The 26147-nt window shown below is 63.4% G+C and carries 24 protein-coding genes; 10 read left to right on the top strand and 14 right to left on the bottom strand.

The genetic code is table 11. The annotated features are described in order from the left end of the window. Nucleotides 1–9 precede the first annotated feature (9 nt). Both mutS and AFIDRAFT_RS05950 read right to left on the bottom strand, forming a co-directional pair. Nucleotides 10–2739, bottom strand: coding sequence for a DNA mismatch repair protein MutS (gene mutS, locus AFIDRAFT_RS05955; RefSeq protein ID WP_009338355.1), 2730 nt, complete (start codon nt 2737–2739; stop codon nt 10–12). An 87-nt stretch (nt 2740–2826) separates the two neighbouring features. After that, on the bottom strand, nt 2827–3933 hold the full coding sequence (locus AFIDRAFT_RS05950) for a patatin-like phospholipase family protein (RefSeq protein WP_009338354.1): 1107 nt from the start codon (nt 3931–3933) through the stop codon (nt 2827–2829). A gap of 206 nt (nt 3934–4139) precedes the next feature. Here AFIDRAFT_RS05950 and AFIDRAFT_RS05945 point away from each other — a divergent pair, with 206 nt between their 5' ends. Further along, nucleotides 4140–4628 (top strand): Fur family transcriptional regulator, encoded by a 489-nt coding sequence (locus AFIDRAFT_RS05945; RefSeq protein ID WP_040297842.1) that lies wholly within the window; start codon nt 4140–4142, stop codon nt 4626–4628. 205 nt (nt 4629–4833) lie between these two features. Next, complete coding sequence (ispG, locus tag AFIDRAFT_RS05940; protein WP_009338352.1) at nt 4834–6126, top strand: flavodoxin-dependent (E)-4-hydroxy-3-methylbut-2-enyl-diphosphate synthase; 1293 nt, start codon at nt 4834–4836, stop codon at nt 6124–6126. Between the two features lie 76 nt (nt 6127–6202). Here ispG and AFIDRAFT_RS05935 read toward each other — a convergent pair whose 3' ends face one another. The 3 genes from AFIDRAFT_RS05935 to AFIDRAFT_RS05925 are packed head-to-tail and all read right to left on the bottom strand — an operon-like array spanning nt 6203 to nt 9499. Further along, nucleotides 6203–7810: a Na+/H+ antiporter gene (locus tag AFIDRAFT_RS05935; RefSeq protein WP_009338351.1), complete on the bottom strand. Its 1608-nt coding sequence runs from the start codon at nt 7808–7810 to the stop codon at nt 6203–6205. Between the two features lie 23 nt (nt 7811–7833). Then, nucleotides 7834–8538 (bottom strand): DUF1345 domain-containing protein, encoded by a 705-nt coding sequence (locus AFIDRAFT_RS05930; RefSeq protein ID WP_009338350.1) that lies wholly within the window; start codon nt 8536–8538, stop codon nt 7834–7836. 22 nt (nt 8539–8560) lie between these two features. After that, nucleotides 8561–9499 (bottom strand): polyprenyl synthetase family protein, encoded by a 939-nt coding sequence (locus AFIDRAFT_RS05925; protein ID WP_009338349.1) that lies wholly within the window; start codon nt 9497–9499, stop codon nt 8561–8563. A gap of 159 nt (nt 9500–9658) precedes the next feature. Between AFIDRAFT_RS05925 and mtgA the strand changes: the two genes are divergently transcribed. From mtgA to AFIDRAFT_RS05910, 3 genes are all read left to right on the top strand, one after another. Beyond that, on the top strand, nt 9659–10330 hold the full coding sequence (gene mtgA / locus AFIDRAFT_RS05920) for a monofunctional biosynthetic peptidoglycan transglycosylase (RefSeq protein ID WP_040298111.1): 672 nt from the start codon (nt 9659–9661) through the stop codon (nt 10328–10330). A 132-nt stretch (nt 10331–10462) separates the two neighbouring features. Beyond that, nucleotides 10463–10648, top strand: coding sequence for a 50S ribosomal protein L32 (gene rpmF, locus AFIDRAFT_RS05915; protein WP_002718196.1), 186 nt, complete (start codon nt 10463–10465; stop codon nt 10646–10648). Between the two features lie 113 nt (nt 10649–10761). Continuing rightward, nucleotides 10762–11496: a hypothetical protein gene (locus AFIDRAFT_RS05910; protein ID WP_009338347.1), complete on the top strand. Its 735-nt coding sequence runs from the start codon at nt 10762–10764 to the stop codon at nt 11494–11496. 10 nt (nt 11497–11506) lie between these two features. Here the strand turns inward: AFIDRAFT_RS05910 and AFIDRAFT_RS05905 are convergent, their stop codons facing one another. Beyond that, the gene (locus tag AFIDRAFT_RS05905; protein ID WP_245258125.1) at nt 11507–11659 is read right to left on the bottom strand and encodes a hypothetical protein; all 153 of its coding nucleotides are present in this window, start codon (nt 11657–11659) and stop codon (nt 11507–11509) included. 428 nt (nt 11660–12087) lie between these two features. Here AFIDRAFT_RS05905 and AFIDRAFT_RS05900 point away from each other — a divergent pair, with 428 nt between their 5' ends. Next, complete coding sequence (locus tag AFIDRAFT_RS05900; RefSeq protein ID WP_009338346.1) at nt 12088–13809, top strand: bifunctional diguanylate cyclase/phosphodiesterase; 1722 nt, start codon at nt 12088–12090, stop codon at nt 13807–13809. Between the two features lie 15 nt (nt 13810–13824). On the opposite strand, the gene AFIDRAFT_RS05895 is transcribed toward AFIDRAFT_RS05900, so the two are convergent. Together AFIDRAFT_RS05895 and phaR are read right to left on the bottom strand one after the other, a co-directional pair. Next, nucleotides 13825–14622, bottom strand: coding sequence for an FkbM family methyltransferase (locus tag AFIDRAFT_RS05895; RefSeq protein WP_009338345.1), 798 nt, complete (start codon nt 14620–14622; stop codon nt 13825–13827). A gap of 138 nt (nt 14623–14760) precedes the next feature. Next, complete coding sequence (gene phaR, locus AFIDRAFT_RS05890; RefSeq protein WP_009338344.1) at nt 14761–15354, bottom strand: polyhydroxyalkanoate synthesis repressor PhaR; 594 nt, start codon at nt 15352–15354, stop codon at nt 14761–14763. A gap of 275 nt (nt 15355–15629) precedes the next feature. Between phaR and AFIDRAFT_RS05885 the strand changes: the two genes are divergently transcribed. The 3 genes from AFIDRAFT_RS05885 (at nt 15630) to yddG (ending at nt 18615) form a co-directional block, all read left to right on the top strand. Then, nucleotides 15630–16808, top strand: coding sequence for an acetyl-CoA C-acetyltransferase (locus AFIDRAFT_RS05885; protein ID WP_009338343.1), 1179 nt, complete (start codon nt 15630–15632; stop codon nt 16806–16808). 148 nt (nt 16809–16956) lie between these two features. Next, on the top strand, nt 16957–17682 hold the full coding sequence (gene phbB / locus AFIDRAFT_RS05880) for an acetoacetyl-CoA reductase (protein WP_009338342.1): 726 nt from the start codon (nt 16957–16959) through the stop codon (nt 17680–17682). A gap of 60 nt (nt 17683–17742) precedes the next feature. Continuing rightward, nucleotides 17743–18615 (top strand): aromatic amino acid exporter YddG, encoded by an 873-nt coding sequence (gene yddG / locus AFIDRAFT_RS05875; RefSeq protein ID WP_009338341.1) that lies wholly within the window; start codon nt 17743–17745, stop codon nt 18613–18615. A gap of 3 nt (nt 18616–18618) precedes the next feature. On the opposite strand, the gene AFIDRAFT_RS05870 is transcribed toward yddG, so the two are convergent. Together AFIDRAFT_RS05870 and gloB are read right to left on the bottom strand one after the other, a co-directional pair. Further along, entirely contained in the window at nt 18619–19062 is a 444-nt protein-coding gene (locus tag AFIDRAFT_RS05870; protein ID WP_009338340.1) for a cupin domain-containing protein, read from the bottom strand. Next, the gene (gene gloB, locus AFIDRAFT_RS05865; protein ID WP_009338339.1) at nt 19062–19829 is read right to left on the bottom strand and encodes a hydroxyacylglutathione hydrolase; all 768 of its coding nucleotides are present in this window, start codon (nt 19827–19829) and stop codon (nt 19062–19064) included. Before gloB ends, AFIDRAFT_RS05870 begins: the two co-directional genes overlap by 1 nt. Nucleotides 19830–19942: 113 nt before the next feature. Here gloB and AFIDRAFT_RS05860 point away from each other — a divergent pair, with 113 nt between their 5' ends. Then, the gene (locus AFIDRAFT_RS05860) at nt 19943–20686 is read left to right on the top strand and encodes a class I SAM-dependent methyltransferase (protein WP_009338338.1); all 744 of its coding nucleotides are present in this window, start codon (nt 19943–19945) and stop codon (nt 20684–20686) included. 13 nt (nt 20687–20699) lie between these two features. On the opposite strand, the gene AFIDRAFT_RS05855 is transcribed toward AFIDRAFT_RS05860, so the two are convergent. From AFIDRAFT_RS05855 to ptsP, 4 genes are all read right to left on the bottom strand, one after another. Continuing rightward, entirely contained in the window at nt 20700–21386 is a 687-nt protein-coding gene (locus tag AFIDRAFT_RS05855; RefSeq protein ID WP_009338337.1) for a DUF4167 domain-containing protein, read from the bottom strand. 473 nt (nt 21387–21859) lie between these two features. After that, entirely contained in the window at nt 21860–22738 is an 879-nt protein-coding gene (gene prmC, locus AFIDRAFT_RS05850) for a peptide chain release factor N(5)-glutamine methyltransferase (RefSeq protein WP_009338336.1), read from the bottom strand. After that, nucleotides 22735–23817: a peptide chain release factor 1 gene (prfA, locus tag AFIDRAFT_RS05845; RefSeq protein ID WP_156786849.1), complete on the bottom strand. Its 1083-nt coding sequence runs from the start codon at nt 23815–23817 to the stop codon at nt 22735–22737. The genes prmC and prfA overlap by 4 nt, the downstream gene beginning before the upstream one ends. Before the next feature lie 46 nt (nt 23818–23863). Then, on the bottom strand, nt 23864–26131 hold the full coding sequence (gene ptsP, locus AFIDRAFT_RS05840; RefSeq protein WP_009338334.1) for a phosphoenolpyruvate--protein phosphotransferase: 2268 nt from the start codon (nt 26129–26131) through the stop codon (nt 23864–23866). Between the last annotated feature and the right edge of the window lie 16 nt (nt 26132–26147).

Raw genomic sequence — 26147 nt, 5'->3', positions numbered from 1 at the left:
GCATCCGGCCTAGCTGGTAAGCTTCGCCTTCAGCGCGTAGAGCGCGTCCAGCGCTTCGCGCGGGGTCAGTTCATCTGGCTGGATGGCGTTGAGCGCTTCGATCAGCGCTGAGGCCTCGGGCGAGGGCGCCTGCTCGTTGTCGCTCGCACGCGACGTGACCGCAAACAGCGGCAGATCGTCGATCAATGCTTGCGCGCCGTTGCCGCGATCCTGTGCTTCGAGTTTGGCCAGCACCGTTTTGGCGCGTGCGATCACAGCGGGCGGCAGGCCTGCGAGCTTGGCGACCTGAATGCCGTAGGAGCGATCAGCCGCGCCGGGCAGCACCTCGTGCAGGAACACCACGTCGCCGTGCCATTCCTTGACGCGCACGGTGGCGTTGAACAGGCGCGGCAACTTGGCCGAGAGCGCGGTGAGTTCGTGGTAATGCGTCGCGAACAGCGCGCGGCATTTGTTGGCGTCGTGCAGATGTTCGATCGAGGCCCATGCGATCGACAGGCCGTCGAAGGTCGCGGTGCCGCGCCCGATTTCATCCAAAATCACCAGCGCCCGCTCGCCCGCCTGATTGAGGATCGCCGCCGTCTCCACCATTTCGACCATGAAGGTCGAACGCCCACGCGCCAGATCGTCGGCGGCGCCGACGCGCGAGAACAATCGGTCGATCACGCCGATCTTCGCGCGTTTCGCTGGTACGAAACTGCCGATCTGTGCGAGCAATGCGATCAGCGCGTTCTGGCGCAGGAAGGTGGATTTGCCCGCCATGTTCGGACCGGTGAGAATCCAGATCTGGCCGGAGGTCTGCGTTGGCGCAGGAGAAAGATCACATGTGTTGGCGATGAAGGGCTGGCCGTCGCGTTTCAGCGCGCGCTCCACAACCGGATGCCGCCCGCCTTCGATAGAAAAGGCGAGCGAGCCATCGACTTCGGGACGGACGTAATTTTCATCCATCGCGAGCCGCGCCAGCGAGGTGGCGACATCGAGCACGGAGAAGGCATGGGCCGCGGCGCGCAGATCGTCACCGATAGCGACGGTTTGAGCCACGAGCCGCTCGAAGATTTCAAGCTCCAGTCCCAGGGCGCGGTCGCCTGCATTGGCGATCCGGGCCTCGATCTCGCCGAGTTCGGATGTCGTGAAGCGGACCTGTCCCGCCAGCGTCTGGCGATGGATGAAGGTTGCGTTCAGCGGCGCCGACATCAGCTTGTCGCCGTGTTGCGCGGTGACTTCGACGAAATAGCCGAGCACGTTGTTGTGCCGGATTTTCAGCGCCTTCACGCCGGTGTCGTCGGCATAGCGCGCCTGCATCGAGGCGACCACGAGGCGCGAGGCGTCGCGTAACGAGCGGGTTTCGTCCAGCGTTGTGTCGTAACGCTCGCGCACGAAGCCACCGTCGCGTTTCGACAGCGGCAACTGCTCGGCGAGCGCGCGGGAAAGTTCCTCGGCCAATGCGCGCGAAGGTTTGCGCAGCGATTCAAGAGCGGCGGCGATCTCCTGCGGTGGCGACTCCATGCGCTGAAGCCGCGCGATGGCGGCATCGGCCGCGACGATGCCGTCACGCAGTCCTGCAAGATCGCGCGGCCCGCCGCGCCCGACCGAGAGCCGCGCCAATGCGCGTGACATGTCTGGTGCTTCGCGCAGGATCGCGCGCAGATCGTCAGCAGCGGCCGGATCAGCCACGAACGCCGCTACCGCATCGTGGCGTCGTGTAATGGCGGCGATGTCGGTGAGCGGAGCCGCGAGCCGTTGCGCAAGAAGCCGTGAGCCCGCCGCGGTCACGGTCAGATCGATCGCGTCAAGCAGCGAGCCGCGGCGTTCGCCCGCGAGCGTGCGGGTGAGTTCGAGATTGGCGCGTGTTGCCGGATCGATGACGAGCGTGGTGCCTGCGAGTTCGCGCGCAGGCGGAGACAGCGGCGGATGCTTGCCGACCTGCGTGCGCTCGACATAGGTGACGGCGGCGGCCGCGGCGGTGGCTTCCAGCCGCGACAGCGTGGCGAGGCCGTCCATGGTGGCGACGGCGAAATACGCGCACAGCCGCTGTTCGGCATTGGCGCTGTCGAACACGTCGCGGGTCAGCGGGGTCACGGCGGTATGCTCGCGCAGGATCGGGCCGAGTGTCTCGTCACCGAAGATCGCGTCCGGCACGACGATCTCGTTCGGGCTGACGCGCGCGAGCGTAGTGGACAATTCGCCCGCGCTGCATTCGGTGATGGTGAATTCCGAAGTCGAGATGTCGATCCATGCGAGTCCAAGGCGGTCGTCGCCGCTGGAGGCGCGAACGCGCGCGATCGCCATCAGATAATTGTTGGCCTTGGCGTCGAGGAGATTGTCTTCCGTCAGCGTGCCCGGTGTGACGAGGCGCACCACGTCACGGCGCACCACGCTCTTGGCGCCGCGCTTCTTCGCCTCGGCCGGGTCCTCCATCTGCTCGCACACCGCAACGCGATGGCCAAGTGCGATCAGCCGGTGCAGGTAGTCGTCGGATCGCTCCACCGGTACGCCGCACATCGGGATGTCTTCGCCCTGATGCTTGCCGCGCTTGGTGAGCATGATGCCGAGCGCGCGCGAGGCGGTCTCCGCGTCCTCGAAGAACAATTCGTAGAAATCGCCCATCCGGTAGAACAGCAACAGGCCCGGATTGGCGGCCTTGATCTCGAGGTATTGCTCCATCATCGGCGTCACGCGCGCAGCCGTGTCTTTGGGCTCGGCAGGCGCGGTCGTTGTGGGGGATGGGGCGTGCATCGTCATGGCGCGGGCACGCTAGCAAAATTAAGGGTGGGCTTCACACCCGGAACGGCCACGGAATCGGGGTTTTCCCCGTTCCGCGCCGGGATTTTATGCCCATTCCACGCCGGATTCGGCGGCAAGGTCGAGCGTGCCGCGCTCGCCGATATCGTCGAAATGGCTGTCGAGAAACGCAGTGGCGGCGCGCACGCCTTCCTCATGCAGCGATTCGAAGAAATCGTAATCGTTCTTCAACTTGCTGAGGCCATCGAGGTTGGATGCGAATGTGCCGAGGTCGATCCGGTGAATGTTCAGCCGCCGGTACTGGTTGTGCTCCTTGCCGCGCGGCAGCCGTCCGTCATCGATCAACTGGTTGACAAAATCCATCGTGCGCAGTTCGGAGATCAGCGCGGAATTGAAGGTGATCTCGTTCAGCCGCTTGACGATCTCGGCGGAGGTTTTCGGTGTGACCTCCTGCGACACCGGGTTGATCTGCACCACCAGCACGTCCTCGCTGTCGGTGGCCTGCAGGAACGGAAAAATCACGGGATTGCCCATGTAGCCGCCGTCCCAATAGGGCACGCCGTCGATCTCCACGGCGCGGAACAGATAGGGCAGCGCGGCGGAGGCCATCACCACGTCGGCATTGACAGAGTTGCGGCAAAATACCTTGAGCCGCCCGGTGTGGACGTTGGTGGCGGAGATATAGAGCGCAAGGTCGCTGGCGTGGATCGCGTCGAAATCGACGAAGCGTGCAATCAATTCGCTCAACGGATTGATGTTGAGCGGGTTGAAATCGTAAGGCGAAAAATAATGCGACATCGTCTCGAACCAGTTCTGCACCGGTGAGGTCGAGAAGGGAAAGATCGAGAACAGCCGATCGGCGATGGCGCGCTGCACTGGCGGCAGGTCTCCACCGACGCTCGCCGCGCGCCAGAACTCGGCGAGGCGCTTACGTGCTTCCTCGGGGCCGCCGCGCGCGAGGCCATCGGCGACCATCACCGCATTGACCGCTCCGGCCGAAGCACCGGACAGGCCGGTGACTTCCAGCCGCCCGTCGGAGAGAAGATGGTCGAGCACGCCCCAGGTGAAAGCGCCGTGGGCGCCGCCACCCTGCAAAGCGAGGTTGATCTTCTTGACGCTCGGCCGGGTGCTCCGGTTGCCGGCAACCACCCAGGGGGCGAGGCTATCGAGATAGGATTTCAGGTTTGATGCCACGGCGGCCTGCTTTCTGTGATCCCAGCATTTATTATATGATCTGCATGTTACCGCGGCGGTGCGGCCACCGACAAAAGCTAGGCCAGTTATGTTGCAATGCAATAGCAACGATGTGAATCCTGCCTTTCAGTAAGGTTGATTCCAGTTAAGCTATTGATATTAAAAGTTATGTTGCGCAGCATAGCTGCAATAAAGAAAGCGTTCCCATGCCTCTGAAGCCCGCTTTTCCGGCACCGGATCATGATCACGGACGCTGTGCGGCGGACGCGATGTCCCATGCGGAACAGCAATGCGCGGCCCGGGGGCAGAAATTCACGCCGATTCGCAGGCGGGTGCTGCAGGCGCTGCTGGCAAGCCACAAGCCGCTCGGAGCCTATGAAATCATTGACGATCTGGCCCGTATCATGCCCCGCCCGGCGCCGATCACGATCTATCGCGCCCTCGAATTTCTCATGGAAAACGGCCTCGTGCACCGCATCGAGAGCCGCAACGCCTTTCTGGCCTGCGTGCACAGTCATGACGCCACGCCCGTCGTGGCGCTCCTGATCTGCGACCGCTGCGGCTCGGTCGGCGAAATTCCCGCCGCCACGCTTGCCCGGAGCGTCGCCGAGATGGTCGATGGAACCGGATTTTCACCAAAACTTTCGGTGGTGGAGATCACCGGTTTGTGTGGCCATTGCCAGCGGGCGGCCTGAAAACGGCACCGAAACCGCGAAAAGGTCCTTTGCAAAGCCATTTTTGACGCCCATTTACTTAAGGGTATCGAAGAAAGCCCTGGTTCGCGCGATCCGCCTTCGCTGGCATTTGCCAAGGCCTTTAAGTTACACAGGCTTTTCTGGTAGATGTCTCCATTATGCCGGCAGATGGCCGGCTGTCACACAAAGCTGATATTTCAACGCCATGACCGATGCCGATTTGCTAGCCCGCCCGCAGGACGTGAAAGAAATTCAGGCTGGCCCGAAGGGCCGCCACAAGACCGTTCAGGTCACGGTCGGCAACGTCAAGGTCGGCGGCGGCGCGCCCATCGTCGTGCAGTCGATGACCAACACCGACACCGCGGATGTCGAATCCACGGTGACGCAGGTTGCGGCTCTCGCCCGCGCGGGCTCGGAGATGGTGCGCATCACGGTGGATCGCGAGGAAGCAGCGGCCGCTGTTCCGCACATCCGCGAGAAACTCGACAAGATGGGTGTGGACGTGCCGCTGATCGGCGACTTCCACTACATCGGCCACAAGCTCCTGGCCGAATACCCGGACTGCGCGGCTGCGCTCGCAAAATATCGCATCAATCCCGGCAATGTCGGCTTCAAGAACAAGCGCGACAGCCAGTTCACCGACATCGTCGAGATTGCCATCAAGAACAACAAGGCGATTCGTATCGGCGCCAACTGGGGCTCGCTCGATCAGGAATTGCTGACGCGCCTGATGGAAGACAACGCCAAGTCGCCGAATCCGATCGACGCCCGCGCGGTGACGCGCGAGGCTATGGTGCAATCGGCGCTGTTGTCGGCCAAGCGCGCCGAAGAGATCGGCCTGCCGAAGGACAAGATGATCCTATCGGCGAAGGTGTCGAACGTGCAGGATTTGATCGCGGTGTACCGCGAACTGGCCTCGCGCTCCGATTACGCGATCCATCTCGGCTTGACTGAAGCGGGCATGGGCTCGAAGGGCATCGTGGCGTCATCCGCCGCGCTTGGCATTCTCCTGCAGGACGGTATCGGCGACACCATTCGCGTCTCGCTGACGCCTGAGCCCGGCGGCGACCGTACGCTGGAAGTGAAGGTCGGTCAGGAAATCCTGCAAACCATGGGCTTCCGCACCTTCGTGCCGTTGGTCGCGGCGTGCCCCGGCTGCGGCCGCACCACTTCGACCGTGTTCCAGGAACTGGCGCGCGACATCCAGAGCTTCATCCGCGACGAGATGCCGAACTGGAAGACGCGCTATCCGGGCGTCGAGCAGCTCAACGTCGCGGTGATGGGTTGCATCGTCAACGGCCCCGGCGAATCCAAGCATGCCAATATCGGCATCTCATTGCCGGGTACTGGCGAGACGCCGGCCGCGCCGGTGTTCGTTGATGGCCAGAAATTCCGCACCCTGCGCGGGCCGACCATCGCAGCCGATTTCAAGGCGCTGGTGATCGATTACATCGACCAGCGTTACGGCGCGAACGCCAAGGTCACGGCGGCGGAATAGTTTTCGGCGGTTTTGAGAATTCGGGATTGTCGGTGGCCGGGCTTCGTCCCGGCCATTTTCGTTTAGGCGGTGTGTTCTAAAGCGGCGAGTTCTTCTCGCGGTTGTCGACCACGGCTTCTTCCAGATCGAGGTCGCGCTCGATCCGTCGACGCGTCTCGTCGGTGATCTTTCCCTCGCGCAGCAGCTTGTGCAGCAGCTTACGCTCAATTGAGATGATCTCCCGCACCATGATCGCGCCGCGGGTCGCCGGTGTGAACTCGCCGTCCTTGGCGGGCGGGTCGGGCAAAGCGCGCACGCGCATCTCGTGGCGCGTTTCAAGAAATCGCGCGAGACCTTCCGGCAGTTGGCGTTCCTTGACGATCCGGTTCAATTCCTTGCGCGAGGCCGCGACAAGCTCGCGCCGTGCCGCGATCTCTTTTTCGCGCTCGTGTTTTGCCTCGAAATGCCCGTACTCGGTCACGCCGAGCACCCGCGCGACGAAAGGCAGCGTACTCCCAATCCCGACCACGGTGAGGAAGATCACGCCGAACGAGACCAGCAGGATCAGGTCGCGATGCGGAAACGGGTCGCCATTGTCCAGGGTCAGCGGCAGGGCGAGCGCCACCGCCAGCGAGACCACGCCGCGAATTCCAGTGAAGCCGACAATGGCAATGCCGCGCCATGGCGGGGGCTCTTCGCGCGCCCGGATGCGCTTGCTGAGCAGGCGCGGCAGGTAGGCGCCGGGAAACACCCAGATGAAGCGCGCGACAATCACGATGACGGTCGTGATGGCGATGGCGGAGATGATGTCATGGACCGGAAGCGACTTCGATGCCTCGACGAGCGCGCGCGTCTCGAATCCGACGATCAGGAACAGCACGCCTTCGATCAGCCAGGTCGCGAAGTCCCAGAAGAAGATGCCTTGCAGGCGCGTTGCCGCCGAAATCAGCAGCGGGCCGTTCCAGCTCACATAGAGACCGGCGACCACGGTGGCGAGCACGCCCGATCCACCGGCGTGTTCGGGTACCCAGAAGGCGAGGTAGGGCGTGAGCAGCGATAGCGTGATCTCGACGCGCGGATCGCCTGCCCATTGCCGCAGCCGAAGACTGAGCCAGCCCACCGCGATGCCGAACAGCAATTCGCAAATCACGATGGCGACGAAACTGCCAGCGGCCGACGACAGCGAGAATGCCCCGGTGGATACCGCCATGACCGCGAAGCGGTAGAGGATGAGCGCGGTCGCATCGTTGGCGAGTCCTTCGCCTTCGAGCACCACCAGGATGCGGTGAGGCAGGCCGAGGCGGCGCGCGATGGCCAGCGGCGCGATCACGTCGGGCGGCGAGACGATGGCGCCGAGCACGAAGCCGACTCCCCATGGCAGGCCCAGCATGTAATGCACGGCAACGGCAACCGCGCAGGTGGTGAAGATCACGCAGCCGACCGCGAGCAGCGCGATGGGGCGCAGGTTGAATTTGAATTCGCGCCAGCTCATCGACACGCCGGCCGAGTAGATCAGTGGCGGCAGCACCAGAAGCAGCACGCCCTCCGGTTTCATCTCGATCGGCGGAAAGCCCGGCATGAAAGCGAGCACGATGCCGACGATGAGGAAGACGATGGCGGGTGTCAGTTCGAGCCGCCGCGCCATCGTCGCCGATGCCGCGAGCACGCTCAGAACGAGAAGGAAGGTCAGAAAGGCGTGAGTCACCGGAAAGCGTTATCCTAATCAGATTAGAGAGCGCTGGCGGCGATGTTGACCATCAATGCCAGCAGCGCGGTATTGAACACGAATGAGACGATACCATGCACCGTCGCGGTGCGACGGATCATCCTGTCGGTGATGCCGACATCGGACACCTGCGCTGTCATGCCGACGACGAAGGAGAAGTAGATGAAGTCCCAGTAATCGGGATCGTCTTCATCGCCCGGGAAGGCTAGCCCGCGGGTGTCCTCGTGGTAATACTCGCGCGCGTAATGCAGCGCGAAGGTGGTGTGAATGGCGGCCCATGACAGCGTGATGGTGACGATGGCGAGGCCCAGTTGGTAGGGCGCACGCTGCGCCTGCCCAAGCTCGAAGATGATCGCGGCGAGAGACGCGAAGGCCGCGATCAACGTGATTGCGAGAACGAGAAACCGCCCGTCGTCGATGGTTGCGGCGAGGCGGCGGATGTAACGAGGGCCGCCGAGAAAGGCGGGGATATAGGCGAGCAGCAGATACAGCGAGACCGCGATATCCCACGCCAGCAACAGGCGGGTTGCCGCGCGCAGCGAGGTTGGCAGCAGGAACAGAAGGACAAGTCCGACCGCGATCGACATGAAAAAACGCGGCCGGGCATAAACGATGCGCAAAAATTTCGGCATGCGCTGAAAACGGGCGAGATTGTCGTTCTCGCGAGACGCGCTTCGGGACGGGGAAGCGGTTTTCTTTTGCGCCATGCGATCCTTGGTTTTGCGATCCCTAGTTCTGCCGCTCGGCGACGAAGCGAGCCGCTGCGCGCAGTACGTCGCCCTTCGCGCCGAACGGCGCAAGTGCTGCGTCGGCCTGCTTCAGCAAATCTTGCAGGCGGCGCCTGGCGCCATCAAGTCCCAGTTGCGTGACGAAGGTAGTTTTGCCGAGTGCGGCGTCCTGACCCGCCGGCTTGCCGAGCGCCGCCGCGTCGCCTTCGACGTCGAGCAGATCGTCGGCAATCTGGAACGCTTCGCCGAACGCATGACCATAAGCATCGAGGGCCGCGTATTGCTCCTTCGAGGCCTGGCCGAGCAGCGCGCCGGCGATGCAGCCATATTTCAAAAGCGCGCCGGTCTTCATCTGCTGGAGTTTGGCGACATCCGGAGGCTCCTTGTCGCCGAAGCGGCCTTCGCCCGCGAGATCCATGATCTGCCCGCCGGCCATGCCGCCAATGCCAGCCGCGCGCGCCAGCGCCCGCGTCAGCAACAGCCGCACTGTCGGGTCGCGGTGTACCTCGTCGCGGGTGATGATGTCGAAGGCGAGCGTGAGCAGCGAGTCGCCCGCGAGGATCGCGGTCGCGTCGTCGAATTTCTTGTGCGAGGTCGGGCGGCCCCGGCGCAAATCCGAATTGTCCATTGAGGGCAGGTCGTCGTGGATCAGCGAGTAGCAATGGATGCACTCAAGCGCCGCGCCCGCGAGCAGCGCGCCCTGACGCGGGACGTCGAACATCGCCGCACTCGCCACCGCGAGAAACGGCCGCAGCCTTTTGCCGCCGTTCAGGCTGGAATAACGCATCGCCTCGATCAGCCGCTTGGGGCGGAGGATTTCACCCTGCTCGGGCCGCTCCGAGAGCAGCCGGTCCAGCAGCGCCTCGGTGTCGGCGGCAGTGGCATCGAGCAGCTTGTTGAAGTCCTGGGTTGAGGTGGTCGAGGCAGAGGCCGTGGTCATCGAAAACTCCGAAATTTGGCCGGACCATGCCTTTATGGGGGCGCTCCCGTCAATTCTGCCATGCGATGGAATTGCCGGATTCGGTGCCTCTCGCAGCTTCTGCTATGGGGAGGGGATGGATTGCTTCCGCCCTATTGGCTCTTGCAACGCCAGCTGCCGATGAAACGTCCGCTCCGCGCGATCCTGCTTGTGGTGGTGGCCCTGCTTTTGCTGCCGTATCTGCTGGTACCGGTTTACTCGGTCGGCCATCCGATTTCGGTGCTGATGGTGGGGCGGTTCCTGACGGGCAGCCCAGTGTCGCGCACCTGGGTGGACCTCGGCGCGATGTCGCCCGCAATGCCCCGCTCGGTGGTGGCGGCGGAAGACGCGCGGTTTTGCAGCCACCATGGCGTGGATTGGGATTCCCTCAGCGACGTGCTGGAGGACGCGGAGGACGGAGAGGTCGTCCGTGGCGGTTCCACCATCACCCAGCAGGTGGCGAAAAACCTGTTTTTGTGGCCAGGGCGCAGCTACATCCGCAAGGGTTTGGAGTTCCCGCTGGCGCTTTGGATCGACCTCGTGCTGTCAAAAAAACGAATTCTTGAGCTTTATCTGAATGTTGCAGAGTTCGGGCCGAGCGGGCAATTCGGGGCCGAGGCGGGTGCCCGCTATGCTTTCGGTCGGGGTGTATCGACCATTTCGCCCCACCAGGCAGCGCTTCTGGCGGCGGTTCTGCCCAATCCGGTGACCCGCAGCGCCCGGATGCCCAGCGCCCATATCCGCCGTCTGGCCGGGACCTACACGGCGCGCGCCCGTTCGGCGGCGATTTCGGCCTGCTGGACCCGGAATTGAGGATTTTGAAGCATTTTCAGCTGGTCCGGCCCTAGCGCTGACCGCCTTCATCCTCTATAAGCGCGGCCTCAACCGAAATTCTCCAGAAAGCTCCCGAGGGCGGGCTGCTTTCGCTTGAAGGACGACGATCCAATGGCCGTTCCCCGCAGAAAAACCTCGCCATCCCGTCGCGGCATGCGCCGCTCAGCCGATGCGCTCAAGAAGCCGACCTATGTCGAAGACAAGGACTCGGGTGAATTGCGCCGTCCGCACCATCTCGACCTGAAGACCGGCATGTACAAAGGCCGTCAGGTTCTGAAGGTGAAGAAGGAAGACTAAGCGATCTCTCCAATCGCGGCGCAAGCCGCGATTGTGTCTGCCGCGGGGTATGAGGTTCGGCAGTTTTCGGAGTATCGTCTCGGAAGACCGCCAGCCCACAGAAGGCTTCGCCGATGCCTACAATCGGTTTCCCGCTCCTTCTCATTCCGATCGCAATCTACAACATCGTCGTATTTCTGATGCCCGGCGCGGCGTTCACCGCGCCGCTGTTCACGTTGCCGCTGTTGTCCGGCGTGGCGTGGGGCGTCAGCTTCAATGATCTGATACTGGCGCTCGGCATCATCCTTCTGCTGTTCGAATTCGCCCGCGCTTCAAGGCCCGGCGCGAAATATGTGATGGATCACATCCTCTCGCTGGTTGTGCTCGGCGCGGCGGGTGCCGAATTCCTGTGGCTCGCGCCGTTCGGCACCTCGGCCTTTTTCCTGCTGGTGCTTCTCACATTTGTCGATTTCCTGGGCGGTCTGACGCTCAGCCTGCGCCATCGTGCGGCGCGCCGCGCGATGCTGCGTACCGCCGGATATGAAGCCGCACCCGCGCCCGCACCGGCCCCCGTTCCTGCCGCGCCGCCGCCTTCCGCGCCCGCGCCTGTTCGCACCGAACCTCCGCCACTCGCCACTAAACAGCCGCCGCCCTCTCATCCGCAGATGGAGGTCATCACGCCCGAGGTCGACAGCCCGCCGCAACATGTGCAGCCGGATGCGGCGAAGTCCGGTGACGTTGGCGGTGTGGTGAAGGAGCCCGCGCACAAAAGCGTTTCGGACTGGAGCGCGTCCGATCTCGTGCGCGATCATGACGAGCAGGCGACGGATAGACCGGCGTCTCCCCCGATTGTGCCGCGTCGCGACTGATCTCACAAAATCAGGCGATGTCCTTGAACCGCGATCCGTTGGAGGCGCGCGGCTGGACCGCGACGCGCGTTGCGGCGTAGCGCGCTACGCCGTCGCTCGCGGTAGCTTGCCGTAGCCTGCGGGTCTGCGGAGCGTGGCTGGCGGTCGCGATCAGATGCATCACGAAGGATGGATCAGGACGGAGCCTTGGGCTGTATGGTCGGCTCGCGGGCTGCACCGGAGCAACGGGCACCAGAGCCGTTGATGTAAGCGATGTCGCTGACGCTTCGGCATGATGCGAATGGCCCTTGAGGGGCTCCGCCGCCAACCCTTGCCGTGGTGAAATTGCCGATACCATCGCCGCTATTCCGATGCGCCATCTGTCCCGGTATGGGACAGCCGCGCTGCTTCGATGGAAACCTCGCAAGGATTATGCCGGACATGGCGGCAGCGTCTTACCCTTTGCGGTATCGCCGGGAATCCGCGCTTTTTTGGATTGTTTAAGGAACGCCACCTAGGCTCGGAGTCCACGAAGGCTCTATGCTTCCGAACAAATGATTCGAATCTGTCCCGGATCGAGGCGCTGTGTCCGCAATTCAAACGTCTTCCGCGATGTCCCTGCCAGAGAAGGCCCCCGGCCGCCTCGAAGAATCATCCGTGGACACGGTTCTGGCATGTCTGGGACAGGCAGCCTTTACCTGGGATATCGCCAGCGACGCGCTGTCGTGGAGCGCGAATATCAATGAGGTCCTGCCCGGTGTTCCATTGGACGCGATGGAGTTGGGTGCGGAATTCGCCAAGCTGATCGAGCCGCAGCCGCATATCCGTCGTGAAGCGGTGATGCATGGCTCGGCGCAGGATATGGGACAGGGTGTTCACTATCAGATCGAATACGGGCTGCGCGCGCGGATGTCGGCGCCGGTCGTCTGGGTTGAGGAGACCGGCCGCTGGTTTGCAGGTGCCGATGGGAAGCCCGCTTATGTGCGGGGCATCCTGCGCATCAACAACGAGCGCCATGCCCATGAAGAACAGTTGCGCAAGCTCTCGCAGCGCGATCCGCTGACTGGGGATCTCAACCGGACCCATCTCGTCGCAGCGCTTGCGGAAGCAGTGGAAGAAGCCGCGCGTTTCCGTTCCTCCTTCGCCTTCATGCTGATCGGCATCGACCATCTGGCGCGCCTCAACGAAGCTTTCGGCTTCGATGTGGCCGACGAGGTGATCTGCGAGGTGTCGCAGCGGATTCGCGCGCGGCTGCGCGGCGGCGATGTGCTGGGACGGTTTTCCGGCAACAAGTTCGGATTGATTCTGAAGAACTGCACCGCCGACGACATGCAGGTGGCCGCCGAGCGCTTTCTCGCCGGCATCCGCGATGAGATCGTGCCGACCGCCTCCGGGCCCGTGTCGCTGACAGCCTCGATCGGGGCGGTCAATGCGCCGCGCTACGCGCGCACCGCGGACGAGGCGATGAGCCGGACTCAGGAAGCGCTGGAGACGGCAAAGGCTCGCCGCCGCGGTTCGTTTCATGCATGGCATCCGAATGTCGAGCGCGATGCGCAGCGCCGCGTCAATATTCGCGTCACCGACGAGATCGTGGCCGCCTTGAACGAGCACCGCATCGTCATGGCATTCGAGCCGGTGGTTGAGGCGGTCTCACGCCAGCCTGCGTTCTACGAGTGTCTGGTGCGGATGCGGCATGGCGAGGGCGAGTTTTCGCTGGCGCCCGATATTGTCCCGGTAGCCGAGAAGCTCGGTCTCATTCGCCTTGTCGATCATCGCGTGCTCGAACTTGTGGTGGAAGAGCTCGCGCAGTCGCCTCAGGTTCAGCTCAGCCTCAATATTTCGCCCGACACCACAATGGATCCGAACTGGTGGGCGAGCATCGAGTCCCTGTTCCGCACCTATCCCGGCGTGGCGGAGCGCATGATCGTGGAGATCACCGAGACGGTGGCGATCCAGGATCTCGACGACGTGCGCGGCTTTGTGAACCGGCTGAAGGATTTCGGCAGCCGTATCGCGATCGATGATTTCGGCGCAGGCTACACGTCGTTCCGGAATTTGCGCAAACTTGGCGTCGATATCGTGAAAATCGATGGCGCCTTCGTGCAGAACGTCGCGCGCTCGGCGGACGATCGTGCCTTCGTGCAGACCATGATCGATCTGGCGCATCGGCTCGGGCTCAAGACCGTCGCCGAATGGGTGCAGGACGAGGAAGCCGCGAAGCTCCTGCAGGGCTGGGGCTGCGATTACATTCAGGGCCGGCTGACCGGGCTCGCCACGACGCAGCGGCCGTGGGATCTGGCCGCTGTCCCGCATCCTGTTGCGGGAGCGCGATGAGCCGCACGTCCACCGCTACTGCTGGTTGAGATCGCCGAGCGTCTTGTCGGATTGGTGAATCGCCAGCACATTGATGCCGGCCTTGGTGATGGTGTAGCCCTGCCGCTCCAGCCACTGCTGTAATTGTTCGCGATCGGTTTTGATCGATTCGATCAGCATGATTGGATGGCTTCGCCCGATCGTTTGAGCGGCTCCTTCCAGCCCCTCCATTTCCATGCCTTCGATGTCGATCTTGATGAAATCGACGCGCGGCAGGTTGAAGCCGTCGATGGCGAGCTTGCGGACCTCGACGGTGCCCTCCGCAGAATAGTCGATCGGCTGGCCAATGAATTCGTTGTTCGGGCTTTGACGCATCTCAAGGCTGCCGAAACTCGCAGCAGTCAGATAGTCGGGATTGGGAATTCGCAGCGTGCCGTTTTCCGAAGACACCGCCGCATTGATGGCAATCGCATTGAAGCAGTTGTTGATCGCGATATTGCCCGCCAGCGCGTAGTAGATGCGCTCCTGCGCCTCGATCGACAGCACCGATCCCCAGCCTGTCATGGAGGCCGCCCATTCGATGGTATGGACGCCGATATTGGCGCCGCAATCGATGGCGACGACGCCGTCACCGTAATGGCGCCGCCGCAAATGCAGAATCTGGAGCGCGAGATCGACCTCCGAAGGATCGAAGGCGGCGGTTTCGAGAATTTGGTATCCGACGCCGTAGCCGGTGTCGGCGTTGACCATGTGGCGGTCCATCCGGTTCACGATCATCGTTCCATGGCTCGATGACACGAGAACGAATGCGAGCTTGCGGCCTGGGTTGTGCATGAAGGCTCCGGAAGATCGATCGGGAGGCGAATCGTCGTGCCGCGATTCTATCCGGCTCCCGAAAGGGCAGCCATGCCTGGCACACATAAAACAAATGGCCGGGACGAGCCCGGCCATTTGATGGAATTTATGTAAATCTCAGTTGTCGCCGCCGGAGGGCTTCGACATGCGCTCCAGCCGCTCCTGCATTTCCTTCATCTGGCGCTTCAGTTCGTCGATGTCGTCGGGCTCGCTGCCGGACGGAGGCGTCTGCGTCTCCGTACCGTTGCGTGTCGCGGGCGCCGCGAACGGCTTGAACATCGCGAAGGTCCGCTCGAACATTTCCATGTTGCGCCGGACGTGCTCCTCAAGCGGCGCGAACGGCGTGCCGCTGAAGGTGTTGGTCATCTGCTTGCGGAACTTTTCCTGCTCCCGGGTCAGCGTGTCGATCGACTGCTCGAGATATTTCGGCACCACCATCTGCATGCTGTCGCCATAGAACCGGATCAACTGGCGCAGGAAGGTGGTCGGCAGCAAATTCTGTCCCGCCTTGTTTTCCTGCTCGAAAATGATCTGAGCCAGGACCGAGCGGGTGATGTCGTCGCCGGTCTTGGCATCGTAGACGAGAAAATCCTCGCCCTCCTTGACCATGCTCGCGAGGTCTTCGAGCGTCACATAGGTGCTGGTACCGGTATTGTAGAGTCGCCGGTTGGCGTATTTCTTGATCGTAATGGGCTGGTCGGATTTCGCCATGAACTCACACGCCGCAGAATTGAGAAGACAAGAACCTCGCACAGCAAATAGTGCGATGCGGAAAGTAAGCACGTTCAGCCGGGCTCGGCTACCGTTTTGTGAATGGCAGGTTAACGGCGGTGCGGGACCACAGCCGCTTATTCTCGACGAAAGTAGAGAGATGATGTCTGGCCGTTTGACTGGAAAGGATTAAGCTAATGGGTCCGGCGTCCCCCATGCCGGATCAACCCAAGTCCCACGCTCAAGCCTCGCGCTTCAATGTCAAGGAGAGTCCCATGTCAGACGATGTCGTCATCGTCAGCGCCGCCCGCACCCCGGTCGGCTCGTTCAACGGTGCTTTTGCCTCTGTGCCGGCGCATGATCTCGGTGCAGTTGCGATCAAGGGGGCTCTCGAGCGCGCTGGCGTCGATCCCTCACAGGTCTCGGAAGTCATCATGGGTCAGATTCTGACGGCGGGACAGGGCCAGAATCCGGCGCGTCAGGCCTCGATCAAGGCCGGAATTCCGGTGGGAAGCCCGGCCTGGGGCGTCAACCAGCTCTGCGGCTCGGGCCTGCGGGCGGTTGCGCTCGGGTATCAGGCGCTGAAGAACGGCGATTCCGAGATCGTCGTGGCCGGCGGCCAGGAATCCATGAGCATGGCCCCGCATGCGCAATATCTGCGCGCCGGCGTGAAGATGGGCAATACTGAGCTCGTGGACACGATGATCAAGGACGGCCTGTGGGACGCCTTCAACGGCTACCACATGGGCAACACCGCCGAGAACGTCGCCAAGCAATATCAGATCACGCGCCAGCAGCAGGACGAGTTCGCGGTCGCCTCGCAGCAGAAGGCCGAGGCCGCGCAGAAGGCCGGACGCTTCAAGGACGAGATCGTGCCTTTCATCGTCAAGACCCGCAAGGGCGACATCACCGTCGATACCGACGAGTATCCCCGCCACGGCGCGACTCTGGAGGCCATGGCGAAACTGCGGCCTGCCTTCGACAAGGAAGGCTCCGTCACCGCGGGCAACGCGTCCGGCATTAATGACGGCGCTGCCGCCATCGTGCTGATGACGGCCTCGCGGGCCGCGAAGGAAGGCAAGAAGCCGCTGGCGCGTATCGTCTCCTGGGCACAGGCCGGTGTCGACCCCGCGATCATGGGCACCGGGCCGATTCCGGCGTCCCGCCGCGCCCTCGAGAAGGCCGGATGGAAGGCCGATGATCTCGACCTGATCGAGGCCAACGAGGCGTTCGCCGCGCAGGCCTGCGCCGTCAACAAGGACCTCGGCTGGGATACCACGAAGGTCAACGTCAATGGCGGTGCCATCGCGATCGGTCATCCGATCGGCGCCTCCGGCGCGCGGGTCCTGATTACCCTGCTCTACGAGATGCAGAAGCGCGATGCCAAGAAGGGTCTCGCGACGCTGTGCATCGGCGGCGGCATGGGAATCGCGATGTGCGTGGAGCGCGATTGATCTGGTATACACAGAACGACGCGCAGATACCTGACGATACGACGAATGCCCGGTTCAAAGCCGGGCATTCTTTTTTGGTTTGACGTTTGATCGTGAAACTGTCGTGATGGACGGTTAGTGCAACGACTAAGAGACTGAGGAGGACGTCATGACTCGCACGGCATTGGTGACAGGCGGTACCCGCGGCATCGGAGCAGCTATCAGCAAGGCACTGAAGGGCGCGGGCTACAATGTCGCGGCGAGTTATGCGGGCAATGACGAAGCCGCCGCGAAGTTCAAGGCGCAGACCGGCATCGCCGTTTACAAGTGGGACGTCGCCTCGTTCGATGCTTGTGCCGCTGGCGTCAAGAAGGTCGAGGCGGAGGTTGGCCCGGTCGATGTGCTGGTCAACAATGCCGGCATCACGCGCGATACGCCCTTCCACAAGATGACGCTGGATCAGTGGAATGCTGTCATCAACACCAACCTCGGCTCTTTGTTCAATATGTCGCGTCAGGTGATCGAGGGCATGCGCGCCCGCAAGTTCGGCCGCATCATCAACATCTCCTCCATCAACGGGCAGAAGGGACAGTTCGGCCAGGTGAATTATTCGGCCTCGAAGGCGGGCGACATCGGCTTCACCAAGGCGCTGGCGCTGGAGACAGCACGCGGCGGCATCACCGTGAATGCGATCTGCCCCGGCTACATCAACACCGAAATGGTGCAGGCGGTGCCGAAGGATGTGCTGGAGCAGAAGATTCTGCCGCTGATCCCCGTCAACCGGCTCGGCGAACCGGAGGAGATCGCGCGCGCCGTGGTGTTTCTGGCGGCGGACGATTCGGCCTTCATTACCGGCTCGACGCTGTCGGTGAATGGCGGGCAGTATTTGGCGTGATGACGTCACGTCACCGGCGGCACCGTTGACTGAAGCGCGGCGATGCCGCCTGTGTGACCCATGCGTTCTTCCACTGCGACCCTGATCGGCCTTGTGGCGTTGGTGCTGTGGTCCGCACTTGCCGCGCTGACGGTCGCGACGGGGGCGATCCCCGCATTTCAGTTGCTGGCGATGACGTTCGCCATTGGCGCGCTCGCGGGCATGGCGGGCTGGTTGTTTCGGCCTGCCGCGATGGCCGCCTTGCGCCAGCGGCCGGTGGTGTGGCTTGTCGGCGTGGCCGGGCTGTTCGGCTATCACGCGCTGTATTTCCTGGCGTTGCGTTTTGCGCCCGCGGCGGAAGCGGGGCTGCTGAACTATCTTTGGCCGCTCCTGATCGTGCTGATGTCGGCGTGGCTGCCGGGAGAGCGGCTCGCCTTGCACCACATCGTCGGTGCGCTCCTCGGCTTCGCGGGTGTGGTGATGCTGTTCGGCGGCGATCTGTCGGGCGCGGTTCAGGGGCGTTATGCGCCGGGATTTCTTGCAGCACTCTGCGCGGCTTTTGTCTGGGCGAGCTATTCGGTGCTGTCGCGCAAATTCGGCACAGTGCCGACCGATGTGGTGACGGGCTTCTGCATCGCGACCGCCGTGCTGGCTGCGCTGGTGCATTTCACTTTTGAGCCAACAGTGATGCCGCAGACGGTGACGCAATGGCTGGCGATCGTCGTGCTGGGGCTTGGCCCGGTCGGCTTTGCTTTCTATGCGTGGGATATTGGCATGAAGCGCGGTGACATCCGCTTGCTGGGTGCTGCGTCCTATGCGACGCCGTTATTGTCGACGCTGCTGCTGATTGTCGTCGGCTATGCCGAGCCGACATCGTCGCTCTGGCTCGCGGCCTTTCTGATCGCGGGCGGCGGTCTGCTCGCGGCAAGGGATGCGTTTCGCGCGAAGCGCTGAGGCTTAAATCGTGAGTCCCGGATTGAAGTCCGGCGGCGCAAGCTCGAAGCCCGTGAATTCGAATCCCGGTGCGACGGTGCAGCCGACGAGCGTCCATGCCCCGAGGCAACGTGCGGCCTGCCAGGCGTGCGGCGGCACGATGGCCTGCGGAATTTCGCCTGCGCCAAGGTCGCCGCCGAGCGTGATGTCGCGCCGCGCGCCATTCTCGACGATGCTGAGGATCAGCGGAGCGCCCGCGTAATAATGCCAGGTCTCTACCGCATCGACGCGATGCCAATGCGACCGCTCACCCGCCGCCAGCAGGAAATAGATCGCGGTGGAACGCGCGCGCCCATCCGGCGTGGTGGCCGTGTCGCGAAAGGTCTCGCGGAAATGGCCGCCCTCCGGGTGCGGGGCAAGGCCGAGGCGGGCGATCACCTCGGCCGCGGTGAGCGGCGTGTGGTTCATTACGCGCGGTTCTTGCGCTCGCGGATTTCGCCGAACACTTCCGCCGGCGTCTTGCCGCTCATGCCGAGCGAAGCCGCGACGGCAGGCACGTCGGCACGCAGGAACACATTGGCCTCCTTCTCATCGCGCATCAGTGAGGGGATGGTGAGCTTGCCTTCGGCGCGCAGTCTGGTCACTTCGTCCGCGCGCTTCTTCAACGCCGGATTGTTCGGCTCGATGCCGAGCGCGAATTTGACGTTGGAGGCGGTATATTCGTGGCCGCAATAGACGCGGGTGTCGTTCGGCAGCGCGCGCAGCTTCAACAGCGAATCCCACATCATCGGATAGGTGCCCTCGATGACTCGGCCGCAGCCGATGGAAAAGATCGTGTCGGCGCAGAACAGCGCGTGCGCTTCGTCGAACATGTAGCTGACGTGATCGAGCGTGTGGCCCGGTGTCTCGAACACCCGCGCGGTGAGATTGCCGACCTTCACCGTGTCGCCTTCCTTGACGTGGATGTCGAGCCCGTCGATATGCGCGCGCTTTTCATAGGGACCGACGACGCGGCATTTGTATTTGGCCTTCAGCTCGGCGATGCCGTCGGTGTGGTCGGCGTGATGGTGGGTGATGAGAAGGTCCGTCAGCCGCCAGCCCTCGCGCTCCAGCGCAGCGATGATCGGCTTGGCTTCCGGCGCGTCGATGGCGGCCGTCGCCTTGGTTGAGGGATCGTGAATGAGGTAACCGATATTGTCGCTAAGACACGGGAATACGCGGATTTCAGCAGCCATGGTCGCTCCGGCAATTTCGAGGGCGGCCGTGTTTAGCATGCCGCAGGGGAGGGGTTAACCCTGCATTCCGGTCGCAGGCTTATGCAAGCGCGAGCGGCGTGGTAAGAAATTGCATGACCATCGACGTCATCGATCTTCGCGGGTTCTATTCGCAGCGCGTCGGCGCGGTGGCGCGGCGCCTGATCAGCCGCGGCATTACGCGGCACTGGCCCGATGCGGAAGGGCAGCGCGTGCTCGGCCTCGGCTATTCGACGCCTTACCTCGGGCTGTTCCGCGACAATTGTGAACGCTGCTTCGCGTTCATGCCGGCCGCGCAGGGCGTGCTGAAATGGCCGACGGCGAGGCCGACGCTGTCCACGCTGGTCGACGAATTCTCGCTGCCGCTGCCGGATGCGGCGGTGGATCGCATCCTGCTGGTCCATGCGCTAGAGATGTCGGACGATCCGGACAGTTTCATGCGCGAGGTGTGGCGGGTGCTCGCACCGTCGGGCCGGATCATGATGGTGATTCCGAATCGCCGCGGCGTCTGGGCGCGCGGCGACAACACGCCGTTCGGGCACGGCCAACCTTATTCGCGCAGTCAGATCACGCAATTGCTGCGGCGGACGTGGTTCACACCGATCGCGTGGAGCGAGGCCTTGTTCGTGCCGCCGATCGACAGCGGGTGGATGCTGCGTTCGGCGATGGCGTGGGAAAAAATGGGCGCGGCGCTGTCGTCGCCGTTTCCGGGAGTACTGCTCGTCGAGGCGACGAAGCAGGTCTATCGCGGTATCCCGGCGAAGCGCGAACGCACGCGCCTCATTCCATCGCTGGAGCCCGCACTGGTGCCAAGGCCGCTGCGACGGCAGCGGCCCTGATCCGTTAAGTGAATTACTCGCTGGCGATGTCGCCGCTTTCCTGCACCGGAGCCTGTCCCTCGGGGCGCGGGCCACGCGGACGGCGGCGGCGATGGGCGAAGCGTTCGCCCTGCGGCGCGCCGTTGGAGTCCAACCCTACTGCGGGCTGTGGGGCGCCGCCGGTGATGAAGGACGGCAGCCGATCGACTGCGCCGGTTTCCTGCGGCTGGATTTGCGGCTGACGGTTCTCGCGCGGCTCACGATATTCACGCGGCTGCGGTTGTTCGCGCGGGGCATAAGAAGGCTGTGGCTGCTCGCGCGGCGCGAACTGCTGCGGCTGCGGAGCGAAGCCCGGCTCAGCGCCGAAGTTCGAATAATTGTCGTCCTCGCCGGCGTCCTCGCCGAGATCGTTGTCGAGGCGCGGCTGTTGCTGCTGCGGCTGGTTCTGCCGGAGCTGTTCCTGCGCAGCGGCGATCAGGCGGAAATAATGCTCGGCGTGCTGGTAGTAGTTCTCGGCTGCGACCGGGTCGCCCGAGGAGCGCGCGTCGCGTGCAAGCTGAACGTATTTTTCGGCAATATGAGATGCGGTGCCGCGGATCTTGATGTCTGGTCCGTTGGATTCGAACACCCGTGTCATCGGGTTCTGGCTGCGGCGGTTGTTGTGGTTGTTGTTATTGTTGCGACCGCGCATACGCTTGTTGTTGTTCTGACCGTTCCTCATGTCGTGCCTTTTACCGATCCTTGATGGTGTTGATCGAAATGGAGCAATTCCGCGTCTCGTCCGTACTCGATGACGATGTACCGTTGAGCGTAACCCGGACATATCGTCCGGCGTTCAGCAGCACATAGCGTCTGCAAGCCATGTCACTATACGGCCATGGCACGCCGCCATGGCGGGTTGACCTCAATTCCTGCCCTGAGCGTTAAGCGGGCAGTTGCCGATGTCATGGTTGAATGTTCAAGCCTAAACAGCTTTCATTTGCTGGAAGCGGGCAGCGCGGCTCTGTCGCCCTTCGCGCCCAAATCAATCCGCTTTCGGAACCCCTATCCGGTGGTCCTCTGTTTCCCGAAAGAGTTCCCCGAGGACTTCGCCCTTCCATCCGCTTTGCGGAACCGGAGGGCCAACCGATATATCCGGAACCTAATCGCTCTTAAGCCAATCGCCAAGTGATTTTTTTATATCCGGAAACCCCTTTAAACCAAGGGTTTCCTACCTATGACGGCCCTCGGAATCCGGCCTAGGTCGGCTTTTACGGAGACCTCTGCATCAAGCCCGGCACCGGCCGTCAGGCGGGCCACATCGCGCTCCTGGCCCTGTCCAATTTCAAGGATAACAACGCCGCCGGGCACCAGAAGTTCGAAGGCTGCGGGCGCTATCACGCGATAGGCATCGAGCCCATCGGGGCCGCCATCCAGCGCAAGGCGCGGATCGTGCGCGCGCACCTCGATCGCAAGATCGTCGATGTCGCGCGAGGGAATGTAGGGTGGGTTCGAGACGATGAGGTCGAACGGTCCGCGCAAGGCGTCGGCGTAATTGCATTCGATGAAGCGCGCGCGCCCGTTCAGGCCAAGTGCTGCGGCGTTACGCGTGGCGGTGTGAATCGCATCAGGATTGATGTCGGTGCCGATGCCTTGTGCATTCGGCAGTTCGGACAACAGCGCGAGCAGGATCGCGCCTGAGCCGGTGCCGATGTCGGAAATATGCAGCGCGTCGTTCAGGCGGCCGTCTTGTTTGAGGATATCGAGCGCTGCCTCGACGATGGTTTCGGTGTCGGGGCGCGGCACCAGTGTCGCAGGGGACAATGTGAAAGAAAGTCCCCAGAATTCCTTGTGGCCGAGAATCCGCGCGATCGGTTCTCCGTCGATCCGGCGCTGAACGCGAGATTCGAGCGCTGCGGTTTCATTTGCATTGAGCGTGCGCGCGGCGGCGGCGATCAGCCCGGTGAGGTCGAGCTGAAGAACATCGCCCAGCAGCAGCCGCGCATCGAGTTCGGGTGTTTCGATTCCCGCAGCCTCGAGCCGCGCGCGGATGTCGCGCCGCGCCTCATCGAGGGAGCGGCCTGCGGTGCTCACGCGGCCGTCTCGGCGGCCAGCAGCGCGGCCTGATGCTCGGTCGTCAGCGCATCGACCAATTCGCCCAGTGCTTCGCCTGCGATCACCTGCGGCAGCTTGTAGAGCGTCAGGTTGATGCGGTGATCGGTGACGCGGCCCTGCGGAAAATTATAGGTGCGGATACGCTCGGAGCGGTCGCCGGAGCCGACCTGTCCGCGCCGGTCGGCCGAGCGTTCGGCGGCAGCGCGCTGGCGTTCACCGTCGAGCACGCGCGAGCGCAGGATATTCATCGCGGAGGCACGGTTTTTGTGTTGCGAGCGGCTGTCCTGCATCATGACGACGATGCCGGTCGGGATGTGGGTGATGCGAATCGCGGATTCGGTCTTGTTGACATGCTGGCCGCCCGCACCCTGCGCGCGCATTGTCTCGATACGCAGATCGCTGTCCTTGATGTCGATGTCGACGTCCTCGGCTTCCGGCAGCACGGCCACCGTGGCGGCCGAGGTGTGGATGCGGCCGGAGGCTTCGGTATCCGGCACGCGCTGGACGCGATGCACGCCGGATTCGAATTTCAGTTTGGCGAACGCGCCGCGGCCCTGCACTTCGGCGACGATTTCCTTGTAGCCGCCCATGGTGCCTTCGCTGGCGGACATCACTTCGACCTTCCAGCCCTGAAGTGCGGCGAAACGCTCGTACATGCGGAACAGGTCGCCCGCGAACAATGATGCTTCGTCACCGCCGGTGCCGGCACGGATTTCCAGCACGACGTTGCGCTCGTCCATTGCATCCTTCGGCAGCAGTGCGACGCGAATCTGCTGTTCCAGGCTCTCTTGCCTCTCAAGCAGAACGGGGCGTTCGCTTTCCGCCATCGCCCGCATATCGGCGTCCGTCGCGGGGTCGGCAATCATCGCCTCCAGGTCAGCGATCTCTGATGCGCCTGCGCGATAGGCCTTGACGGCTTCGACCACAGGCGAGATTTCTGCGAGTTCGCGGGTCGCGCGCACGTAAGTCTCGGCGCTGACCTGTGCCATCAGCTCCGCTTCGAGGGCGGCATGCCGGGCGAGCAGGATGTCGAGTTTGGCGTCGGGTAACATGGGAATGGTCTCACGAAGGCAGCGGGAATGGTGCAGGCGGGCGTGAACCTCGCTACAACGGCAGACCTTCCGCCTCGGCGAACGCCGTCAGCTTTTCGCGAATCGGCACGAGGTCATAGGGCGTGTCGAGCCATGTCGCCATCTCGGCTTCGATCTTGGCGGCATCGAGTTCGAGGATCAGGGCCTTCACCGGACCATGGGCGGTGGCGTTCACCGACATCGAACGATAGCCGAGCGCGATCAGCGCCAGCGCGCCGAGCGGCTGCGACGCCATCTCGCCGCACAGCGACACGGATTTCCCGGCTTCCTTGCCCTTGCGCGCAATGTGACGCAGCGCCCGCAGGATCGGTGCCGACATGGTATCGAAGCGGTCGGTGACGCGCGCGTTGCCGCGATCCACCGCGTACAGGAACTGGAATAGGTCGTTGGAGCCGACCGAGACGAAATCGACGCGCTCGAACAAATCGTCGAGTTGATAGAGCAGCGCCGGCACCTCGATCATGGTGCCGACATCGATGCGCTCGGGCAGCGTGTGGCCGTGCTGGCGCAGATAAGTCAGTTCGCGCTCGACCATGGTCTTGGCTTCGTCGAATTCGCGCACAACCGTGACCATCGGGAACATGATTCGCAGCGCGCGGCCCGCCGCAGCGCGCAGCAAGGCGCGGATCTGGCCGCGCAACAGGCCGGGCCTGTCGAGGCCGAGCCGGATCGCGCGCCAGCCGAGCGCAGGGTTCTCCTCGACGATCGTATCCATGTAGGGCAGCGCCTTGTCGCCGCCGATGTCGAGCGTGCGGAACGTCACCGGCTTGTCGCCTGCGGCGTCGAGCACGGTGCGGTACAGCGCGAGCTGCTCGCTGGTGCGCGGCAGGCTGGTCGAAACCATGAACTGCAGTTCGGTGCGGAACAGGCCGATGCCGGCGGCGCCCGCATCCTCGATATGCGGCAGGTCGATGACGAGGCCTGCGTTAAGCATCAGTTCGACCGGCTGGCCGTCTTTGGTCCGGCACGGCTTGTCGCGCAGTTCGCGGTACTGTTCCTGCCGCCTGGCGCGGAAGCGCACGCGCTCGGCATAGGCCGACTGGATTTCCTGCGACGGTCGCACATAGATCGAGCCGGAGGTGCCGTCGACGATGATCGCGTCACCGGGATCGGCGAGGCCCGGCGCGTTGGCGACTTCGCCGATCGCCGGAATGCCGAGCGCGCGCGCCACGATCGAGACGTGGGAATTCGCGGTGCCTTCCTCGAGTACGAGGCCGCGCAGCTTGTTGCGGTCGTAATCGAGCAAAGCAGCGGGTCCCATCGCGCGCGCGACGAGTATCGCATTGTCGGGCAATTGCTCGCGCGAGGGCGCGTGATCGCGGCCGACGAGCTGGCGCATCAGGCGATGGCCGAGGTCTTCGAGGTCGTGCAGGCGGTCGCGCAGGTAAGGATCGGTCGAACGCAGCATCCGCGCGCGGGTATCGGACTGCACGCGTTCGACGGCGGCTTCGGCGGTGAGGCCGGTGGCGACGGCTTCGCGCAAGCGATGCTGCCAGCCCTGGTCATTGGCGAACATGCGGTAGGCTTCGAGCACGTCGCGGTGGTCGCCGCCCTCGGCCATGTCGCCGCGCTCCAGCATGCGGTCGAGGTCGGCCCGCAATTTGGTGACGGCGCTGTCGAGCCGCTTGATCTCGCGCGGCACGTCCTCGGCGATGTAGTTGGTGATGACGACGCGCGGTTCGTGCAGCACGACGTGGCCGAGCGCGATGCCGTCCGACAGGATCGAGCCGGACTTGTGAACCGAGATGCGGGCGGCGGGCTCGGCGCCGGGCTTGGCGAGCGAGGACAATTCGCCCGAGGCGATCATCTCCGCGAGCACCATCGCGGTGGTCTGCAACGCCTCGACTTCTTCCTCGACATAGGTACGCCGTGCGCGGTTCTGCACCACGAGCACGCCGAGGGTGTTGCCAGCGCGCAGGATCGGCACGCCGAGGAAGGAGTGGTAGATTTCTTCGCCGGTTTCCGGGCGGTACGAATAGGCCGGGTGGTTCTGCGCGTCGGACAGGTTGAGCGGCTGGGCCTCGCTCGCTACCAGGCCGACGAGGCCTTCATGCGCGTTGAGCACGGTCTTGTGAACGGCGTCGGGGTTGAGACCCTCGGTGGCGTAGAGTTCGAGGGTGTTGTCCACGCGCAGCACGTAGGTCGAGCAGACCTCCGCCACCATGTTGGCGGCGATCAGCACCACGATCTTGTCGAGGCGATCCTGCGCGCTGACCTGTTCGGCCATCACTTCGCGCAGCCGCCTTAACAAGACGCGGGGGCCTCCCAGCGCGCTGCGCATCCGCTCGTTCCTCGCT

Source organism: Afipia sp. 1NLS2, assembly GCF_000178995.1.
Lineage (GTDB): Bacteria > Pseudomonadota > Alphaproteobacteria > Rhizobiales > Xanthobacteraceae > Afipia.
The sequence above is the reverse complement of the archived record's forward strand: the minus strand, read 5'-3'. Positions and strand labels throughout refer to the sequence as shown.

Bases quoted from the DNA above. Each gene is read 5' to 3' on its own strand.
- AFIDRAFT_RS05925 (WP_009338349.1), bottom strand. From the start codon at position 9,499: ATGACCACGGCCTCTGCCTCGACCACCTCAACCCAGGACTTCAACAAG.
- AFIDRAFT_RS05910 (WP_009338347.1), top strand. From the start codon at position 10,762: ATGCCTACAATCGGTTTCCCGCTCCTTCTCATTCCGATCGCAATCTAC.
- AFIDRAFT_RS05945 (WP_040297842.1), top strand. From the start codon at position 4,140: ATGCCTCTGAAGCCCGCTTTTCCGGCACCGGATCATGATCACGGACGC.
- AFIDRAFT_RS05895 (WP_009338345.1), bottom strand. From the start codon at position 14,622: ATGCACAACCCAGGCCGCAAGCTCGCATTCGTTCTCGTGTCATCGAGC.
- AFIDRAFT_RS05885 (WP_009338343.1), top strand. From the start codon at position 15,630: ATGTCAGACGATGTCGTCATCGTCAGCGCCGCCCGCACCCCGGTCGGC.
- AFIDRAFT_RS05870 (WP_009338340.1), bottom strand. From the start codon at position 19,062: ATGAACCACACGCCGCTCACCGCGGCCGAGGTGATCGCCCGCCTCGGC.
- phbB (WP_009338342.1), top strand. From the start codon at position 16,957: ATGACTCGCACGGCATTGGTGACAGGCGGTACCCGCGGCATCGGAGCA.
- mtgA (WP_040298111.1), top strand. From the start codon at position 9,659: ATGAAACGTCCGCTCCGCGCGATCCTGCTTGTGGTGGTGGCCCTGCTT.
- gloB (WP_009338339.1), bottom strand. From the start codon at position 19,829: ATGGCTGCTGAAATCCGCGTATTCCCGTGTCTTAGCGACAATATCGGT.
- rpmF (WP_002718196.1), top strand. From the start codon at position 10,463: ATGGCCGTTCCCCGCAGAAAAACCTCGCCATCCCGTCGCGGCATGCGC.
- AFIDRAFT_RS05860 (WP_009338338.1), top strand. From the start codon at position 19,943: ATGACCATCGACGTCATCGATCTTCGCGGGTTCTATTCGCAGCGCGTC.
- ptsP (WP_009338334.1), bottom strand. From the start codon at position 26,131: ATGCGCAGCGCGCTGGGAGGCCCCCGCGTCTTGTTAAGGCGGCTGCGC.
- ispG (WP_009338352.1), top strand. From the start codon at position 4,834: ATGACCGATGCCGATTTGCTAGCCCGCCCGCAGGACGTGAAAGAAATT.
- yddG (WP_009338341.1), top strand. From the start codon at position 17,743: ATGCGTTCTTCCACTGCGACCCTGATCGGCCTTGTGGCGTTGGTGCTG.
- AFIDRAFT_RS05900 (WP_009338346.1), top strand. From the start codon at position 12,088: ATGTCCCTGCCAGAGAAGGCCCCCGGCCGCCTCGAAGAATCATCCGTG.
- mutS (WP_009338355.1), bottom strand. From the start codon at position 2,739: ATGACGATGCACGCCCCATCCCCCACAACGACCGCGCCTGCCGAGCCC.
- AFIDRAFT_RS05855 (WP_009338337.1), bottom strand. From the start codon at position 21,386: ATGAGGAACGGTCAGAACAACAACAAGCGTATGCGCGGTCGCAACAAT.
- phaR (WP_009338344.1), bottom strand. From the start codon at position 15,354: ATGGCGAAATCCGACCAGCCCATTACGATCAAGAAATACGCCAACCGG.
- AFIDRAFT_RS05930 (WP_009338350.1), bottom strand. From the start codon at position 8,538: ATGGCGCAAAAGAAAACCGCTTCCCCGTCCCGAAGCGCGTCTCGCGAG.